General features: G+C 77.0%; 12 protein-coding genes. 5 read left to right on the forward strand and 7 right to left on the reverse strand.

All coding sequences use genetic code 11. The annotated features are described in order from the left end of the window. Window positions 1-83 precede the first annotated feature (83 nt). A complete protein-coding gene (locus ACI796_RS00885; RefSeq protein WP_456939364.1) occupies window positions 84-1,331 on the reverse strand; it encodes a PucR family transcriptional regulator in 1,248 nt (415 codons plus the stop codon). 102 nt (window positions 1,332-1,433) lie between these two features. Here ACI796_RS00885 and ACI796_RS00890 point away from each other — a divergent pair, with 102 nt between their 5' ends. From ACI796_RS00890 to ACI796_RS00900, 3 genes are read left to right on the forward strand one after another with little or no spacing between them, the layout of a single operon-like run. Next, window positions 1,434-2,945, forward strand: a complete 1,512-nt coding sequence (locus ACI796_RS00890) for a flavin-containing monooxygenase (RefSeq protein WP_456939365.1) — start codon at window positions 1,434-1,436, stop codon at window positions 2,943-2,945. After that, the gene (locus ACI796_RS00895) at window positions 2,942-3,901 is read left to right on the forward strand and encodes an alpha/beta fold hydrolase (protein WP_456939366.1); all 960 of its coding nucleotides are present in this window, start codon (window positions 2,942-2,944) and stop codon (window positions 3,899-3,901) included. Before ACI796_RS00890 ends, ACI796_RS00895 begins: the two co-directional genes overlap by 4 nt. Further along, entirely contained in the window at window positions 3,898-4,752 is an 855-nt protein-coding gene (locus tag ACI796_RS00900) for an SDR family NAD(P)-dependent oxidoreductase (RefSeq protein ID WP_456939367.1), read from the forward strand. The genes ACI796_RS00895 and ACI796_RS00900 overlap by 4 nt, the downstream gene beginning before the upstream one ends. A gap of 91 nt (window positions 4,753-4,843) precedes the next feature. On the opposite strand, the gene ACI796_RS00905 is transcribed toward ACI796_RS00900, so the two are convergent. The 3 genes from ACI796_RS00905 to ACI796_RS00915 all read right to left on the reverse strand — a co-directional run bounded on the left by ACI796_RS00905 (window position 4,844) and on the right by ACI796_RS00915 (window position 7,626). Beyond that, the gene (locus tag ACI796_RS00905; RefSeq protein ID WP_456939368.1) at window positions 4,844-5,365 is read right to left on the reverse strand and encodes an AAA family ATPase; all 522 of its coding nucleotides are present in this window, start codon (window positions 5,363-5,365) and stop codon (window positions 4,844-4,846) included. A gap of 273 nt (window positions 5,366-5,638) precedes the next feature. Further along, window positions 5,639-6,727: a serine hydrolase domain-containing protein gene (locus tag ACI796_RS00910; protein WP_456939369.1), complete on the reverse strand. Its 1,089-nt coding sequence runs from the start codon at window positions 6,725-6,727 to the stop codon at window positions 5,639-5,641. A 14-nt stretch (window positions 6,728-6,741) separates the two neighbouring features. After that, window positions 6,742-7,626, reverse strand: a complete 885-nt coding sequence (locus ACI796_RS00915) for a hypothetical protein (RefSeq protein ID WP_456939370.1) — start codon at window positions 7,624-7,626, stop codon at window positions 6,742-6,744. Window positions 7,627-7,898: 272 nt separating this feature from the next. On the opposite strand from ACI796_RS00915, the gene ACI796_RS00920 reads away from it, so the two are divergent. Next, a complete protein-coding gene (locus ACI796_RS00920; protein WP_456939371.1) occupies window positions 7,899-11,198 on the forward strand; it encodes an ATP-binding protein in 3,300 nt (1,099 codons plus the stop codon). On the opposite strand, the gene ACI796_RS00925 is transcribed toward ACI796_RS00920, so the two are convergent. The 3 genes from ACI796_RS00925 to ACI796_RS00935 form a co-directional block, all read right to left on the reverse strand. Next, window positions 11,161-12,507, reverse strand: a complete 1,347-nt coding sequence (locus tag ACI796_RS00925; RefSeq protein ID WP_456939372.1) for a sensor histidine kinase — start codon at window positions 12,505-12,507, stop codon at window positions 11,161-11,163. The two genes, ACI796_RS00920 and ACI796_RS00925, sit on opposite strands and share 38 nt — an antisense overlap. Next, window positions 12,504-14,141, reverse strand: a complete 1,638-nt coding sequence (locus ACI796_RS00930) for an FAD-dependent oxidoreductase (RefSeq protein ID WP_456939373.1) — start codon at window positions 14,139-14,141, stop codon at window positions 12,504-12,506. The genes ACI796_RS00925 and ACI796_RS00930 overlap by 4 nt, the downstream gene beginning before the upstream one ends. A gap of 158 nt (window positions 14,142-14,299) precedes the next feature. Beyond that, window positions 14,300-14,674 (reverse strand): cupredoxin domain-containing protein, encoded by a 375-nt coding sequence (locus ACI796_RS00935; protein ID WP_456939374.1) that lies wholly within the window; start codon window positions 14,672-14,674, stop codon window positions 14,300-14,302. A gap of 216 nt (window positions 14,675-14,890) precedes the next feature. Here ACI796_RS00935 and ACI796_RS00940 point away from each other — a divergent pair, with 216 nt between their 5' ends. Further along, a complete protein-coding gene (locus ACI796_RS00940; RefSeq protein ID WP_456939375.1) occupies window positions 14,891-17,320 on the forward strand; it encodes a flippase-like domain-containing protein in 2,430 nt (809 codons plus the stop codon). Window positions 17,321-17,324 lie beyond the last annotated feature (4 nt).

Consider the following 17,324-nt stretch of genomic DNA (forward strand, 5'->3'; position numbering starts at 1 on the left):
TGCCCACCCATCGTCCACCTCCAGGTGACGGAGGTCACGGGCCTGGACCGGTACGCCGCAGTCCGCACCGACGTCCGGGAGGATCAGTCCGCCGCGCCGCGCCAGCGCAGCACCTCCAGCGCCGCGGCCACGCCGAGGACGTTCTCGGCGAGCGGCCGGGGCAGCAGCTCGTCGGCGCGGGCCAGCCGGCGCAACACGGTGTTGCGGTGGGTGAAGAGCCGCTCGGCGGTGCGGGAGGCGTTGCCCAGCTCCCGCACGTAGGTGAGCACCGCCTCGCGGGTGTCGGGGTCGGCGGTCGCCAGCCGGCCGAGGGTGCCGGCCAGGAACTCCTCGAGCTGGGTCGGCTCGGTGGTCAGCAGCGCGACCAGCTGCACGTCCTCGTAGCGGGCCACCTGCTGCGGGGAGGTCAGCCGCGCCAGCATCCGCTGCGCCGTGGCGGCGTCGAGGTGGCTGCGGCGGAAGCCGTCGACGTCGCGGCCCGGCCGGCCCACCGCGACCCGGACGTCGGGGTGCGCGGCCAGCGGCCCGGCCAGCTCCGCGGCCCGCGGCGCGGTGCCCACCGGCAGCCACACCCACAGCGCGGCCGCGCTGGCGACGACGGTCAGCCGCCGGGTCGCGCCCGCCGCCCGGGTCACCGCCTCCGCGGCGGCCTCCAGCTGCCCGGGCGCGGCGCTGCCGGACCCGGACCAGATGACGGCGGCGGTGTGCGGGCCGGTCAGCCCGTAGCCCAGCTGCGCCTCCGCGCGGGCCCGGCCGATCGGCGCGCCCTCCAGCAACAGGGTGACCGTGGCGCGGCGCTCGGCGTGCGCGCCGCGGGTGAGCTCGGCCCGCTCGGCGGCCATCCGCCCGGACAGCGCCGCGACCGTGTCGTCGATGAACGTGGTGATCGACAGCGCGGAGACGTCGAGCAGCTCGCGCAGCTCGGCCGGGTCGGCGGTCAGCTCGAAGCAGATCTCCATCCACCGCCGCCAGGCCACGCCCTGCGCGGTCCGGTAGGCGTCCAGCCCGCTCTGGTCCAGGCCGCGGCGGACCAGGTCGCGGGCGACGTCGAGCACCTCGCCGCCGGTGTTGGCCGGCACCCGCCGGCCGGGGTGCTGCACGTTGGCCGCCGCCCAGTGCAGCAGGTTGGCCAGGTTGGCCCGGCGGGTGGCGGCGGCGAGGACGGGGTCCTCGGCGACCGGGCGCATCCGCTCGGTGCCCAGCGACGCCCGGTGCAGCTCCTCGATCCAGTCGGCGCGGGGGTCGAGGGCCACCTCCGCGCCCCGGCGGAACAGCTCCCGGGTGCGGGCCGAGACGGCCGGCCAGTCGGCGCTCCCTGCAGCACTCTGCACCGTCCCAGTATCGGGATGGTGCAGTTCGTCGTTGCACCGGGTGAGCGGGACCACGCAGTCTCGTAGGCCGCTGCACCCGTGTCCCGAGGACGGAGCACCGCATTGACCACCACGCAGACGCCGGTCGAGCACCTCGACGTGCTGATCGTCGGCGCCGGGATCTCCGGCATCGGCGCCGGCCGGTACCTGACCACCGAGCTGCCCGCGAAGAGCTTCGCGATCCTCGAGGCGCGCGGCGCCTCCGGCGGCACGTGGGACCTGTTCCGCTACCCCGGCATCCGCTCGGACTCCGACCTGTCGACCTTCGGCTACGAGTTCAAGCCGTGGCGGGACCGCCAGGCGATCGCCGACGCCCCGAAGATCCTCGCCTACCTCCGCGAGACGGCCACCGAGAACGGCCTCGACGAGAAGATCCGCTACCACCACCGGGTGCTGGCGGTGTCGTGGTCCAGCGAGGACGCCCGCTGGACCGTCGACGTCGAGCGCACCGACACCGGCGAGCGGCTGCAGCTGACCGCGGGCTGGGTGTTCTGCGCCGGCGGCTACTACCGCTACGACGAGGGCTTCACCCCGGTCTTCGAGGGCCGCGACCGCTTCCGCGGCGAGATCGTGCACCCGCAGGCCTGGCCCGAGGACCTCGACCTCACCGGCAAGCGGGTCGTGGTCGTCGGCTCGGGCGCCACCGCCGTGACGATCGTGCCCGCCATCGCCGGCACCGCCGCGTCGGTGACGATGCTGCAGCGCACCCCCACCTACGTGCTGCCGGTCCCGCGCGAGGACAAGGTCGCCGCGCTGCTGCGGAAGTGGTTCGGGGACGAGCGCGGCTACGCGCTGACCCGCCGCAAGAACATCGCCCAGCAGCGGGCCATCTGGAGCTTCTGCCAGAAGCACCCGAAGGCCGCCCGCACGGTGATCCGCTGGGTCAACACCAAGCAGCTGCCCGAGGGCTTCGACGTCGACACGCACTTCAACCCGCCGTACGACCCGTGGGACCAGCGGCTGTGCGCCGTCCCGAACGGCGACCTGTTCCGCGCCATCCGCGAGGGGGAGGCCGACGTCGTCACCGACCGGATCGTCACCTTCGACGAGACCGGCATCGAGCTCGCCTCCGGGCGGCACCTGGACGCCGACGTGATCGTGACCGCGACCGGGCTGAACGTGCAGGCCTTCGGCGGCGTCGCGGTCACCGTCGACGGCGCGCCCGTGACGCTGTCGGAGACGGTCTCGTACAAGGGCATGATGCTGTCCGGCGTGCCGAACCTCGCCTACGCGATCGGCTACACCAACTCGTCCTGGACGCTGAAGGTCGGCCTGCTCTGCGAGCACTTCGTCCGGCTGCTCAGGCACATGGACGAGCGCGGCCTGGACACCGCGCGGCCGGTGCCCGCCGACCCGGACATGCCCACCCGGCCCTTCCTCGACTTCGCCGCCGGCTACATCCAGCGCGCCGTCGACCGGCTGCCGCGGCAGGGCGACCGGATGCCGTGGCTGACCTCCATGGACTACCACTCCGACGTCAAGCTGCTCCGGGCCGACAGCGTCGTCGACCCCGAGCTCCGGCTCACCCGGGCGGCCGACCGCGTCGCCCCGCCCGCCGCGGCCGTGCCCGCGTGACCGCCGCCGAGGCACCGGCCCGCGCGGCGGTCACCGCGGACGACACCGCGGAGGACCGCTTCGCCGACCTGCCGGCCGGCCCGCGCATCTGCCACCGCGTCGACGGCCCGGACGACGGCGAGCCGCTGCTGCTGGTCGCGGGCCTCGGGCTGGACCTGACCTCGTGGCCGCAGCGGATGGTCGACGGGTTCACCGGCCGCGGCTTCCGGGTGGTCCGGATGGACAACCGCGACGCCGGCCGGTCGGGCCGGATCGCCACCCCGCCGCCGGGCCGCGCGCGCCAGCTGCTGGCCCGGCCGCGGCCGGACGCCTACGACCTCACCGACATGGCCGCCGACGCCGTCGGCCTGCTCGACGCCCTCGGCATCGGCCGGGTGCACCTGGTCGGCATGTCGATGGGCGGGATGATCGCCCAGGTGGTGGCGGCCCGGCACCCGCACCGGGTGGCGAGCCTGACCTCGATCTTCTCCACCACCGGGTCGCGCCGGGTCGGGCAGCCGACCCGATCGACGATCCTGCGGCTGGCGAAGGCCGCGCCGCGCACCGTCGAGGAGTCGGTCGAGCGGCACCTGGCGATGCTCGGCCACATCGGCGGCCCTGGCTTCCCGCCCGACGACGACCTCGAGCGCGCCTGGGCAGCCGCGGTGTGGGAGCGCGGCGGCGGCGACCGCTCGCAGGAGGTGGCCCGCCAGATCGGCGCCATCCAGGCCTCCGGCGACCGCACCGCCGACCTCGCGCGGATCACCGCGCCGACGCTGGTCGTACACGGCGACGTCGACCGGATGGTCCACCCCAGCGGCGGGCGGGCCACCGCGGACGCGATCGCGGGCGCCCGGCACGTCGAGATCCCCGGCATGGGCCACCACCTGGCGCCGGGCGTCGTCGACCGGCTCGTGGAGCTCACCACCGACCTCGCCCGCGGTGCGGGCGCCCACCTGACGGGAGAGAACCGATGAGCAGCGTGCACGGCAAGGTCGCCGTCGTCACCGGCGCCGGGTCCGGCATCGGCCGGCAGCTGGCCTTCGAGCTGGCGAAGCGGGGCGCGCGGCTGGCGCTGTCCGACGTCGACGAGCTGGGCCTGGGCCAGACCGCCGACCGGGCGAAGGCGCTGGGCGCCGAGGTGCACACCGCGCGGCTCGACGTCAGCGACCGGGACGCCGTCGTCGCCTACGCCGACGCGGTGGCCACGCACTTCGGCGTGGTGCACCAGGTCTACAACAACGCCGGCATCTCCGGCGGCGGCCGCTCGGTGCTCGACACCGACTGGGAGACCTACGACCGCACGCTCGGGGTCAACCTGCACGGCGTCATCAACGGCACCAAGGCGTTCCTGCCGCACCTGGTCGCCTCGGGCGACGGGCACGTGGTCAACGTGTCCAGCCTCAACGGGTTCATGGCCCAGCCGACGCTGTCCGCCTACTGCGCGAGCAAGTTCGCCGTCCGCGGGTTCACCGAGGTGGTGCGCACCGAGATGATCGCCGGCGGCCACCCGGTGCAGGTCACCGTCGTCCACCCGGGCGGGGTCAAGACGAACATCGCCTCGGCCACCGTCAGGGAGGCCGAGGAGCGGGGTCTCGAGCTCACCCCCGCCGAGCTCGCCCGCAACCGCGTCTACAACGAGAAGCTCCTGACGATGCCCGCCGAGCAGGCGGCGCGGATCGTCGTCGACGGCGTCGAGGCCGGGAAGCCGCGGGTGCGGGTCGGGAAGGACGCCGTCCTGGTCGACCGGCTGGTCCGGCTGCTGCCGGCCCGCTACCCGGTGCTGTCGGCCTGGTACGACCGCCGGCTGTTCGGCCGCCGCGCCTGAGGCCCGGGGCCCCGGCCGCCGCCCGGCGGCCGGGGCGCACCGGGTGTGTCCCGATCCCCAGCAGCCGCCGTGCGCGGGTGCCGGGGAGCGGTCAGGGCGTGGAGGGGTCGAGTGTCGGCCACCGGTCCATCGCCCAGGCGAGCCAGGTCGACCGACCGGGTGGCGGGCAGGGGACGTCCTTCCCCGCGATCTCTGCGGCATCGGGCGCCTGGAACCGGTCGCGCCACGAGCGGACGTCGGCCTCGGGCATCGGGAACGTCGCCCGGGGGGTCGTGTCCTGACGGTGCGCGATGCGGGCGAGCTGGGTGGCCAGGTCGACGGGGAGGTACACGACCTGGCAGTGCGCCCCGGCTCCGCCGGCCAGCCAGCGCAGTGCCGACCGCTCGTCCCGGGTCCAGAGTCCGAAGTCGAGGACCACGCTGGTCCCCAGCTGCAGCGTGCGGAGCGCCACCGTGATCAGCCGGCCCTCCAGGACGTCGCGCTTGCCGTCGGCCGTCAGCGACGTGCCGAAGAGGGGGAGGTGCCACTCGTCCGCGGTCAGCCGCAGAGCGCGGTGCGACGTCGCCAGCTCCCGGGCCCTGCTCGTCTTGCCGGCGCCCGGGAGGCCGACCATCAGGAAGAGCGTGGGAACAGCGGGCCCGAGGGGCGGTCCGGACACCTCGTGCTCGTGTGCGGGCATGCGGGACTCCTGGTTGCCGGCAGGGGCCGGGCGCCGTCAGCGAGAACGGCCGGGACGGGTCACGGAGGCGCAGGCGCGCACGGGAGCGACCGTACCGACGGCGGGGACCGGGTCCCGTCGTGCGCCGCCCGTGACCGGGTGCCGTGGGGTGGTCACGCTGCAGGCGACCTCCGGCCACACCGCCGGAGCCGGACGGGACACCCCGGGTCAGAGCCACACGCCGGGCAGGACCCGCCAGATCCGGTCGACGTCGGCCACCCCCGGCTCCTCGCCGTTGCAGGCGACCGCCACCGCGGTGTGCCGGTCCGCCGAGACGCGGAAGGCGCTGCGGAACCCGGCCCAGCTCCCGCCGTGCTCGAGGTCCCCGGCCCGCGTGAGGAAGAGGCCCGCGGCGTAGTCCCGCGCCGCGTTGACCGGGGCGGGGTCGGCGAGCCGGGCCGCGAGCAGGGCCTCGCCCCCGAGCCGGCCGGTGCGGTACTCGTCGGCCCAGCGGACCAGCTCCGACGGCGTCGTGCGGACCGCGCCGTCGCCGACCTGCTCGAACCGCGAGCCGGCCGGCCGCCACGGTCCGGTGGCGGTGTCCTTGACGTGGCCGCGCGCCGAGGACGGGTCGGCAGCGTCCGGGGCGGACGCGGACGGGTCGACCGCCACGGCCAGGTCCAGGGGCTCGAACACGCGGGTGCGGAGGAAGTCCGCCAGGTGCTGCCCGGACGCCGCCCGCACCACCTCGGCCAGCAGCACGTAGTTGGAGTTGGAGTAGGCGAAGCCCTCCGCCGGCGGCAGCTCCGGGTGGGCGGCGATCGCCGCGACCGCCTGCTCCTGCGTGGTCCGGTCGGTGACGGCGATCCCGGCCGCCTCGAAGTCGGCGAGGTAGTCGGGGATGCCGCTGGTGTGGTGCACCAGCTGGTCGAGGGTCACCGTGTCCGCCCAGGCCGGGAGGCCAGGGAGCCACCGGGAGACGGGGTCCTCCAGCGACAGGACCCCGTCCTGCTCGAGCAGGAGCACGGCCGTGGCGGTGAACTGCTTGCCCACCGACGCGACGTCGAACGTGGTCTCCGGGGTGAGCGGGCGTCCCGTCGCCGTGTCGGCCAGGCCCCGGGCGCCGGCCCAGACCACCTCGCCGTCGATCCCGACCGCCGCCGAGCAGCCCGGCTCGTCGGCCGCGAGGACCTCCTCGAGCAGCGCGTCGCTGCGGGCGACCCGTTCCTCGGGGCCGGGCGGGGTCGTCGCCGCGGCCCCGTCCCCGCCCGTCCCGTCGGAGGAGGTGCACGCCGCGAGGACCCCGGCGGCGGCCACGAGGGCCGCGACCCTCAGGAGCGGTGGTGGAGCCCCCGGGGCTGCGGGGCGAGCCGCCAGCCCGCCGCACCCGTGAGGGCGATCGCGGCGGCGACGGCGACGTACAGCCAGGCCGCCGGCCGGTCCCACGCGACGTCGCCGCGGTGCAGCAGGACGACCACGAGCTCCAGGACGCCGAACACGGTGTAGGCGATCGCCGCGGTGCGCAGCCGCTCGAGGTCGCCGGCCAGCGCGGCCAGCGCCGTGGCGACGCCGAAGGCGACCAGCCAGGCGCCCACCACCCGCGCGGTGAGCGGCGTGAGCGTCCAGGGCCACAGCGTCGTCGCCGACGACGGCGCGACCGAGATCGCGGCGCCGACCGCCAGCAGCACCAGCGACTCCACCGCCAGCGCGGTCCGCAGCACGACCGGCACCGGCCGGACGCGCGGCGGGTCGGTGCCCGGCGCCCGCTCCTGGACGGGCAGGACGACGAGCATCGCCAGCGGGATGACCACGTAGACGGCGGTCCAGAACCAGGCGGCACCGCGGGCGAGGAGCGGCGCCGCGGCGAACTCGGCCTGGAAGTGGAACCGGTCGACGTGCACCAGCGTGGCGACCAGCGTCAGCAGGGTGAACACCAGGATGGTGAGCACCGGCACCCGGCTGTGCGCCCACACCGGGTCGCGCAGCGACAGCACCACGAGGGTGAAGCCGGCCGCGTAGCCCGCGCCGAGGAAGGCCGCGGTCGCCGGCGGCTGGATGGTCCAGGCGAAGCTCTCGCTGGTCCGCGTCGACAGCACGAACAGCGCGACGAAGCCGAGCGCGGTGAGGACGCTGAAGGCCACCAGCAGCGCCCGCATGGCCGGCAGCAGCTCGCGCCGGCCGGTCGAGGGCCGCACCGCCGTGGGGACAGGGTCCACCGCGGACCTCCGTGGTTCCTCGGCCCCCGTGCGCGCCCCATTGGAGCACCGGCCCCGGGGGACTGTCACCGGACTTCCTCCCCGTGCCGGTACCGCCCTCGGGACCTTGGCCTCTACGGCCGACCGGCCCGCCGTGCCGATGCTCGACGCGGCAGTGCTCCACCCGTGCAGCGGCCCGGTGGGCGCCCAGCAGCCGGGCTCCGCTGCCGGCGACGGACCAGCGAGGCGTGCTCCATGACCCGACCGGTCTCCCCTCCCCCGGGCGGACGGGCGTGACCGCCGGCGTCGCGCTGTCGGCCGAGACCCGGCTGGCCCGGCTGCTCGAGCGGCTGCTCACCGCCGCCGAGGCGTCGCTGGCGGCCGGCGACCTCGAGCCCGCGCGCGCCACCGCCGAGGAGGTGCGCGCCGTCGACCCCGGGAACCGGCGTGCCGCCCTCGTCCTGCAGCGGGTGGCCGGCCGCCAGGTCGGCGCCGTCGGCGAGCGGGCGCTGATGACCCTGCTCTTCTCCGACCTGGTCGGGTCCGCGCAGCTGTCCGAGCAGGTGGAGCCCGAGCAGCTGCGGGACCTGTTCGCCTTCTACCGCGCGGCGGCCCGCGACGCCGTCGACCGGTACGGCGGCACCCTCATGCACTACTCCGGCGACGGCGTCCTCGCCGGGTTCGGCCACCCGGTCCCGCACGAGGACGACGCCCGGCGGGCGGTGCTGGCGGGACTGGACCTGGTCGTCGCGCTGCACGACGCCCGGGCGCGGCTGGCCGACCGGTTCGGGGTGGCGCTCGAGGTCCGGGTGGGGATCCACACCGGGCGGGTGGTGGTCAGCGACCTGGTCGACGACGGCGCCGTCGCCGAGCGGGACTCCGTCGTCGGCCTGGTGCCCAACCTCGCCGCGCGGGTCCAGAAGGCCGCGGACCCCGGCACGGTGGTGATCAGCGACGTCACCCAGCAGCTGGTCGACGCCGACTTCTACCTGCAGTCGCTCGGCGAGCGCCGGCTCAAGGGGATCAGCCGCCCGGTCGAGGTCTTCCGCGTCGACCGGCCCCGCTACGCCGCGGCCCGCTTCCAGTCCGAGCGGTACCGCAAGGCCGGGCTGGTCGGCCGGGACGGACCCCGCGCCCGGCTGCTCGAGGCGTGGGACGCCGTGCGGCAGGGCGACGCCGGCGCCGCGTTCCTGGTGGCCGGCGAGCCCGGCATCGGCAAGTCGCGGCTGGCGGCGGAGGTCCTCGACCGGGTGGAGTCCAGCGGCGGCCGGGTGGTCGGCGCCGCCTGCCTGCCGTACCACGCGAACGTCTCGCTCTGGCCGATCGCGCGGATGATCGAGCGGCTGGTGAGCCGGGCGGGCGAGGGCGGGGACCGGCTGCGCCCGCTGGTCGCGCACCTGGAGTCCCTCGGGCTGGACCCGGCGGTGGTCGTCCCGCTGGTCGGCCCGCTGGCCGGGCTGCCCGAGACGCCCGAGTACCCGGCGCCCGAGCTGGACCCGGGTGCACTCCTCGACGAGACCCTCGACCGGCTCGTGGACTGGATGGCCGCGAGCGCCGCCCGCCGCCCGCACCTGCTCGTCGTCGAGGACCTGCACTGGGCCGACCCCTCCACCGTGGACCTGCTCGGCCGCCTCGCCGCGCGCCGCCCGCCCGGCCTGCTGATGGTCACGACCAGCCGGGACGAGACCGTCGTCCCGTGGCGGGACGCCGTCGAGGTGCTCCCGCTCGGCCGGCTGGACGCCCGGGCGGCCGACCGGCTGGTCGGCAACCTCACCACCGGCCGGGACCTCGACGGCGCGGTGCGGGCCGCGATCGTCGAGCACGCCGAGGGGATCCCGCTGTTCGTCGAGGAGCTGACCCGCGCCGGCCTCGACGCGCAGCGCTCCGAGCCGATCCCGCTGCGGCTGCAGGAGCTGCTGACCTGGCGGCTCAAGGCGCCGGGGGTCGACCTGCGGGTGGTGCAGACCGCGGCCACGATCGGGCCCACCTTCGACCCGGCCACGGTCGCGGCGGCGGTCGGCGACCCGGACGCCGTGGCCGAGCAGGTCCGGGTGCTGGCCGACCTCGGCGTCGTCGAGCCGGCGGGGCTCGCGTCGGGGACGTATCGCTTCCGCCACGCGCTGATGCGCGACGCCGCCTACGAGACCCAGGTGCTCGACGTGCGCCGCCGGACCCACGCCGCCGTGGCCGAGGCGCTGGCCGCGCGCGGCGCCGAGCCGGCGCTCGTGGCCCAGCACCTGGACCTGGCCGGTGCGGCGATGCCCGCCGAGGGCCGCTACCTGGAGGCCGCGCAGGCCGAGCAGGCCCGGGGTGCCCATGCCGAGGCCGTGCGGCTGCTCTCCCGGGCCCTGGAACTGCTCGAGCCCCTCGCCCCGTCCGAGGAGCGCGACCTGGCCGAGCTCACCGCGCGGATGCTGCGCGGGTTCTCGGTCAGCGCGATGCGCGGCTTCTCCTCCCTCGACGTCGAGGCCGACTACCGGCCGGCGCAGGAGCTCGCCGCGCGGCTCGGCCGCCCGGAGGCGCTGCCCGCGCTGATCGCGCTGTGGGCGTACTGGCTCACCAGCGGGCGGCTGACCACGGGGCGCGGCGTGCTCGACCAGCTGACCGCGATGGTCCGCGAGCCCGCCTTCGCCGCCTTCGGGCCGGAGGTGGACGCGGTCACGGGCGTCCACGAGTTCCACCGGGGGCACCTCGTCGCGGCCCAGGAGCACCTGGAGCGGGCGCTGGCCGGCTTCGCCGCCCGCCCCGCCGGAGGACCGGTCTCCCCCCTCTGGCCGCTGCCCAACGAGCCGGTCTCGGGCGTGACCGCCGCCCTCGCCGCCGTGCTCACCGCGCGCGGCGAGGTGGGCGAGGGCGAGCGCCTGCAGGAGCGGGCCCTCCGCCTGGCCGAGGCGATGGACTCCCCGCACGCGCCGTACAGCCACGCCTTCGCCCGGGTGGGCTGGGGCGCCTGGGTCCGCCGCCTGCTCGGTGACGAGGAGGGGACCCGGCGCCTGGGTCAGGAGGCCGCCGCCATCGGCCGGGAGCACGGCTACGCCTACTGGACGGCGCTCGGCTCCGCCTGGGCCGCCACCGACAGGCCCGGCGGCCCGCCGGACCGGGGGTTCCTCGAGCAGGCCCTCGAGGCCCTGGCGGTCATCGGCCAGCGGGCCTTCGTCGCCTGCCACCTGGCCCTCCTCGCCCGGCTGGACGAGGAGGCCGGCGAGCCGGACCGGGCCGACGAGCACCTGGCCGCGGCGTTCGCCGCGGCCCGGGACAGCGGCGAGGACCTGCACCTGCCGGAGCTCCTGCGCCAGCGGGCCCGGTCCACCCTGACCCGCGGCGGGGACCCCGCGGCGGCGGCGGCCGACCTGACCGAGGCGCTGTGGACGGCGACGGCGCAGAGCGCCCGGCTGTCCCGGCTGCGCGCCGCCCTCGACCTCGCCCGCCTGCCCGCGGAGGTCCGGCCCGGGGACTGGCGGGCCCTCCTCGCGGAGGCGCGGGCGGACGTGCCGGCCTCGACGACGACCGCCGAGACGGTGGCGGCCGACGAGCTGCTGGCCGGCCGGCCGGCGCTCAGCGGCGGCGCGGCAGCACGACCCGCGCCCGGGTGACGCCGTCCTCGGAGGTCAGCGTCAGCCGGCCGCGGTGCTTCTGGGCGACCACCGCCAGCGACGTCGCCAGGCCCAGCCCGGTGCCCGAGCCGACCGGCTTGGTGGTGAAGAACGGGTCGAAGGCGCGCGCGAGCACCTCCGGGGGCACCGGCGGCCCGGTGTCCTCGACGTCGACCACCACGGCGTCGTCCTCCCCGCGGGTCCGCACCGTCACGGTGCCGTCCCGGTCCACCGCGGCGAGCGCGTTGTCGAGCAGGTTGGTCCACACCAGCGCCAGGTCCGCGGCCCAGCCCTGCACCGTCTGCGGCCGCGGGTCGAGGTCCAGGACGACCCGCACGCCGGGCGGCACCGCGTGGCGCAGCAGCACCAGCGCCTGCTCCAGGCTCGCGTGCACGTCGACGTCGGCCAGCGACTGGTCGGAGGAGTAGGCCAGCGGGCGCACCCCGGACACGATGCGGGACAGCTGGTCGGCGCCGGCCGAGACCTCCTCCAACAGGGCGGCGACCTCGGCCGAGCGGGCCAGCCAGCGCACCGCCGGGCCGCGCTCGGCGGCGGGCAGCCCGGCCAGCGCGCCGGCCAGGCCCGCCGGGTCGACGCCCAGGCGCACCAGGTCCGCGGCGACCGACCACCCGCGGTCGACCTCCGCCGCGGCGAGGACGTCGGCGAGCGCCCGCTCCGCGTCGCCGCGGGCGAGCGGGTCCTCCGGGACGGGCACCGCCCCGGTGAGTGCGCGGAGCGGCGCGTCCGGGGCGTCGTCGCCGGAGAGCAGCGCCCGCAGCCGTGCGGCGCCGCGCTGGACGGCGGCCGCCGGGTTGTTCAGCTCGTGCAGCAGGCCCGCCGAGAGGGCACCCAGCGCGGCCATCCGCTCGTGCTGGCGGACCAGGCCCTCCTCCCGGTCCAGCCGCCGGGTGGCCGCGACCAGCATCGCCCGGGCCGACGCGGGGTGGGTGAGCAGCCGGTCCAGCGCCTCGGCGCCGATCCGCTGGACCCGGCTGCGGGTCCGCGCCCGCACGGTCGCCGAGCGGGGCCGGCGGTGGGCCAGGCCGAGCTCCCCGACCAGGTCGCCGGTGCCGCACACGTTGAGCAGGACCTCCGAGCCGCCGACGTTGCGGCTGACCTCCAGGTCGCCGTCCAGGACGACGTACATCGCCTCCGGCGGCGAGCCCTCGGCCATGAGCACCTCGCCGGGGGCCAGCTCGACGGCGCGGCTGGTGGCGGCCAGCGCGGCGAGGTCCTCCTCCGGGAGGTGCTCGAACAGCCGCGAGCGCCGCAGCGCCGCCGCGACGTCCCGGTCCGGGGTGACGGTCACCCCGCGCCCAGCCGCTGGTGGGCGAAGCGGACCGCCATCGCGCCCTCCCCCACGGCCGCGGCGATCCGGTTGCCCGACCCGTGGCGGACGTCGCCGGCGGCGAACACCCCGGGCACGGAGGTCTCCAGCGGCAGCGGCGGGACCGGCAGCGGCCACTCCGGCGTCGGGCCGAGGTCCCCGCCGGTGAGCACGAACCCCCCGGCGTCGCGGCGGACCAGGCCGTCCAGCCACGCGGTGCGGGGTGCCTGCCCGATGAAGACGAACAGCGCGTCGGCCGCCACCTCGCGCTCCGCGGTGCCGGTGCGCAGCCGCAGCCCCTCCAGCCGCCGGGTGCCCAGCGCCCCGGCCACCTCGGTGTGGTACTCGACCGCGATCTTGTCCGAGGCGGCGATCCGGTCGAGCAGGTAGCGGGACATGGAGGCGGCGAGGTCCCCGCCGCGGACCAGCAGCGTGACCGAGGAGGCGAACGTGGCGAGGAACAGCGCGGCCTGGCCGGCGGAGTTGCCGCCGCCGACGACGAACACGTGCCCGCCCGCGTGGTCGACGCCCTCGGCGCGCCCCGCGCCGTAGTAGACGCCGATGCCGGTGAGCCCGGCGGCGCCGGGGACGTCGAGGGTGCGGTACTCGACGCCGGTGGCGACGACCAGCGTGCCGGCGCTGACCTCGCCGCCGTCCTCCAGCCGCACCACCGTGTACGGGTCGGCCCGGTGCACGCCCACCACCTCGGCGGGCACCAGGATCTCGGCGCCGAAGCGGACGGCCTGCTCGCGGGCCCGCAGCGTGAGGTCGGCGCCGGAGAGCCCGACCGGGAAGCCGAGGTAGTTCTCGATCCGGCTGCTGGTGCCGGCCTGCCCGCCGGGCGCGTTGCACTCCAGGACCAGCGTGGCCAGGCCCTCGGAGGCGCCGTAGACCGCGGCGGCCAGGCCGGCGGGTCCCGCACCCACCACCACGAGGTCGTAGGCCGCGCGCTCGGCCCGCGCCCGCAAGCCGATCCGCGCCGCGACCTCGTGCAGGTCCGGCTGCACCAGCACCTCGCCGTCGTCGAGCACCAGCGCCGGCAGCGAGCCGGCGTCGACCCCCGCCACCTCGAGCAGCTCCCGCGCCTGCGGGTCGGCCTCGACGTCGAGCCAGCGGTAGGGCACCAGGTTGCGGGTGAGGAACTCGCGGACCGCGTGGCTGGACCGGGACCAGCGGTCGCCGACCAGACGGAGGTTGGCCGCCGGCGGGGGGCGGCGCCAGGTCTGCAGCAGGTCGTCGAGCACCGGGTACAGCCGCTCCTCCGGCGGGTCCCAGGGCTTGAGCAGGTAGTGCTGCACGTCGGCGTCGTTGATCGCCTTGATGGCGGCGTCGGTGTCGGCGTAGGCGGTGAGCAGCACCCGCCGGGCGTCGGGGTACAGCCGGCGGCTGGCCGCGAGCAGCTCGACGCCGCTCATCCCGGGCATCCGCTGGTCGACCAGGAGCAGCGCGACCGGCTCCTCGCGCAGCCGCAGGCGGCGCAGCAGGTCCAGCGCCTGGTCCCCGGAGGAGGCCGCGTACACCTGGTACCGCTCGCCGTACCGCTCCCGCAGGTCGCGCTCGACCGCGGCCAGCACGGGGGCGTCGTCGTCGACGGCGAGCAGGGCGGGCCGGCTCACGGCGCGTCCCGGAGGACGGGTTCGGCGGGCGCGCGGCGGCTGGTGACCGGGCCGGACGGTGCGTCCACGGGCCCACCTCCCGGCGGCGTGGCTGGTGGCCGTAGGGCGCGGAGTCTAGGGCGACCGGTCGGTGCCCGACCAGCGCCGCCGCCGTCCGGTCAGGTCACGGTGAACGTGCCGTGCATGCTCGGGTGCGGATCGCACATGTAGCGGTACTCGCCGGGCTCCAGGGTGACCACCCAGGTGGTCTCGCCGGTGTCGCGCACGCCCGTCTTCTCGTCGACCGCGCCGTCGCCGCCGTCGAGGTGGAAGTCGTGGACGCCGCTGTGGTCGGTGACGACGACGTTGTACCGGCCGGCCGGCAGTTCGGTCACCGGCGCGCCGGCCTCGTCGACCAGGGCGATCTCGAAGGCGTCCGGCGAGTCCTCGGTCCCGACGCTGCCCTGCAGCGTCGGGGCGCCGGCCACCGTGGTGGCCGCGGCCTCCGTGTCGTCCTCCCCGGAGCCGCCGCACGCGGCCGACAGGAGGAGCACCGTCAGGAGAGCTGCTGCTGGAGCCCTCATCGCCATCACCGGGCACCCCGCCCGGCACCGGGGCGGTCCTGCGTCCCGACGTGGTGCCGTGCGCAGTCGCAACGGTAGTACGCCCGCGACCGCCCGAGGGACGACGGCGTCCCGCCTCCGCCGGCGCGCGGCGGGCCACACTGTGGCCCGCCGCGTGCCCTGCCCCGATGCGCAGAGGAGCCAGCGATGCCCGGTCCCGGCGCGTCCCGGACGGGCGGCCCGACGGCACAGGTGCCGACGCCTCCCCCCGGACCGGCGGCGCCGGGACCGGCCGCCCGCGGCGGGGGCGCCTCCGAGGAGGAGGTCACCGGCTACGAGCGGTCCCCCAGCGACGTGCTGCGCACCGGGGTCCTGACGCTGGTCACGCTGCTGCTGGTGCCGGTGGCCGCGTGGTCGCGCGAGGCGGCGGCCGCGCTCGACGCCGGCCTGGTGGCGCGGCTGTCCGCGGCCGCGCCGACCCTCGAGCGGTTCCTGACCGGGGCCGTGACCGTGCTGGTGGCGCTGTCGCTGGCCGCGGCGGGCACCGCCCCACTGCTGCTCCGCCGCCCCCGCCTGTTCGGGTACCTGCTCGCCGGCGGCGCCACCGCGGCGCTCCTCGCACGCCCGGTCGAGGCCTTGCTCGGCGGGCGGCCGGCCGGCCTGCGCGGCGCGCTGGGGGTGGACGGCCTGGCCGTGGCCGCCGCCGCGTTCGTCGTGCTGGCCCCGTTCGTGTCCCGGCGGTGGCGGCGGGCCGGGGCCCTGGTCCTCGCGGCCACCGCGCTGCTGCAGCTGCTCGCGCCCCGGACGTCGCCGGCCACCCTGGCGGTGTCCCTGGCGCTCGGCGCGGCCGCGGGCTCCGCGACCCTGCTGGCGTTCGGCCGTCCCCTCGCCCGGCCGACCCGGGCGGCCGTGGCCGCGGCCCTGGCCGGCGGCGGCCTGGACCCCGTCGAGGTGGCGCCGGCGGTGGTCGACGCCCGCGGCTCGGTGCCCTGGACCGCGCGGCTGCGGAACGGGGACCGCGTGTTCGCCAAGGTCATGGGTGCGGAGAACCGGGCGGCGGACCTGCTGTTCCGCGCCTACCGGTTCCTCCGGCTCAAGGACGTCGGTGACGAGCGCCCCTTCTCCTCGCTGCGCCGCACCGTGGAGCACGAGGCGATGGTGTCGCTGCTGGTCCGGGACGCCGGTGGGCGGACGCCCCGCCTCCGGACCATCGCCCCCGTCGGACGCGACTCGTGGCTGCTGTCCTACGACCTCGTCGACGGCGCGACGCTGGACCGGGTGCCCGACGCGGCCGTGACCACGCAGGTGCTCCGCGGCATCTGGGAGCAGGTGGCCGTGCTGCGCCGGCACGGGGTGGCGCACCGCGACCTGCGCCGCGCCAACGTCCTGCTCGACCCGTCGGGCCGGCCCTGGCTCATCGACTGGGGGTTCAGCGAGGCCGCCGCCGCCCCCGGTCTGCTCGACGCCGACGTCGCCCAGCTGCTGGTCGCCCTCGCGCTGCAGGTCGGTGTGGACCCCGCGGTGGACACCGCGGTCGCCGGGCTCGGGCCGGAGGCGGTGGCCGCGGCGCTGCCCCGGCTGCAGCCGGACTCGCTGAGCGGCGCCACGCGCGACGCGCTCCGGCACGACCGGCACCTGGCCGCCCGGCTGCGCGCCGCCGTCAGCGAGCGGTGCGGCGTCCCGGAGCCGCGGCTGGTGGACCTGGAGCGCGTCCGTCCCCGGACGCTGCTCGTCGTCGGCGTGCTCGCCCTCGCCTGCTACCTGCTGCTCCCACAGCTCGGCGACGTCGCCGGCATGGCCGAGCGGGTGCGGGACGCGGACTGGGCGTGGGTGCCGCCGGTCCTCGCGACGTCGCTGCTGACGTACGTGGGCGCGGCGGCGAGCCTCGCGGGGGCGGTGTCCGTGCGGCTGCGGGCGGTCCCGACCTTCGTCGCGCAGCTGGCCTCCTCGTTCGCCGGCCGGCTGGTGCCCGCGGGGGTGGGCGGGATGGCGTTGAACGTGCGCTACCTGCAGCGCTGCGGTCTCGACGTCGCGGTCGCCACGTCCGGCGTCGGGCTCAGCTACGCGGCCGGGACCGTCGTCCACGTGGTGTTGCTCGTGGGGTTCGGGATCTGGGCGGGCCGGTCGCTGCCGGATCTCGCCCGGCCGGTCGAGTCGCCGGCCGTCGTGTGGGGCGCCCTCGCGGTGCTCGTCCTCACCGTCGCCGCCGCGGCGGTCCCGGCCGTCCGGCGGTTCACGGCCGCGCGGCTGGTGCCGCCGCTGCGTCGCTCGGCCCACGGCCTGGCCGGCGCGCTGCGCAGCCCCGGCCGGGTGGTGCTGCTGCTGGGCGGCTCGGCGCTGACGACGCTCGGCTATCTGTCCTGCCTGTACCTGTCCACGCGGGCGCTGGGCGGCGACGTGGGCGCGGTCGCCGTGGGTGCGGTGTACCTCGCCGGTGCCGCCGTCGCCGCGGTGGCGCCCACGCCCGGCGGGCTCGGCGCGCTCGAGGCCGCGCTCATCGCCGGGCTGGTCGGCGTCGGGATGGACCACACGGTGGCCGTCCCCGCCGTCTTCCTCTACCGGATCGCCACCTTCTGGCTGCCGATCCTGCCCGGCTGGGCCGCGTTCGCGTGGCTGCGCCGGGAGCACTACGTGTAGGCCC

It is taken from the genome of Geodermatophilus sp. SYSU D00525, assembly GCF_054050475.1.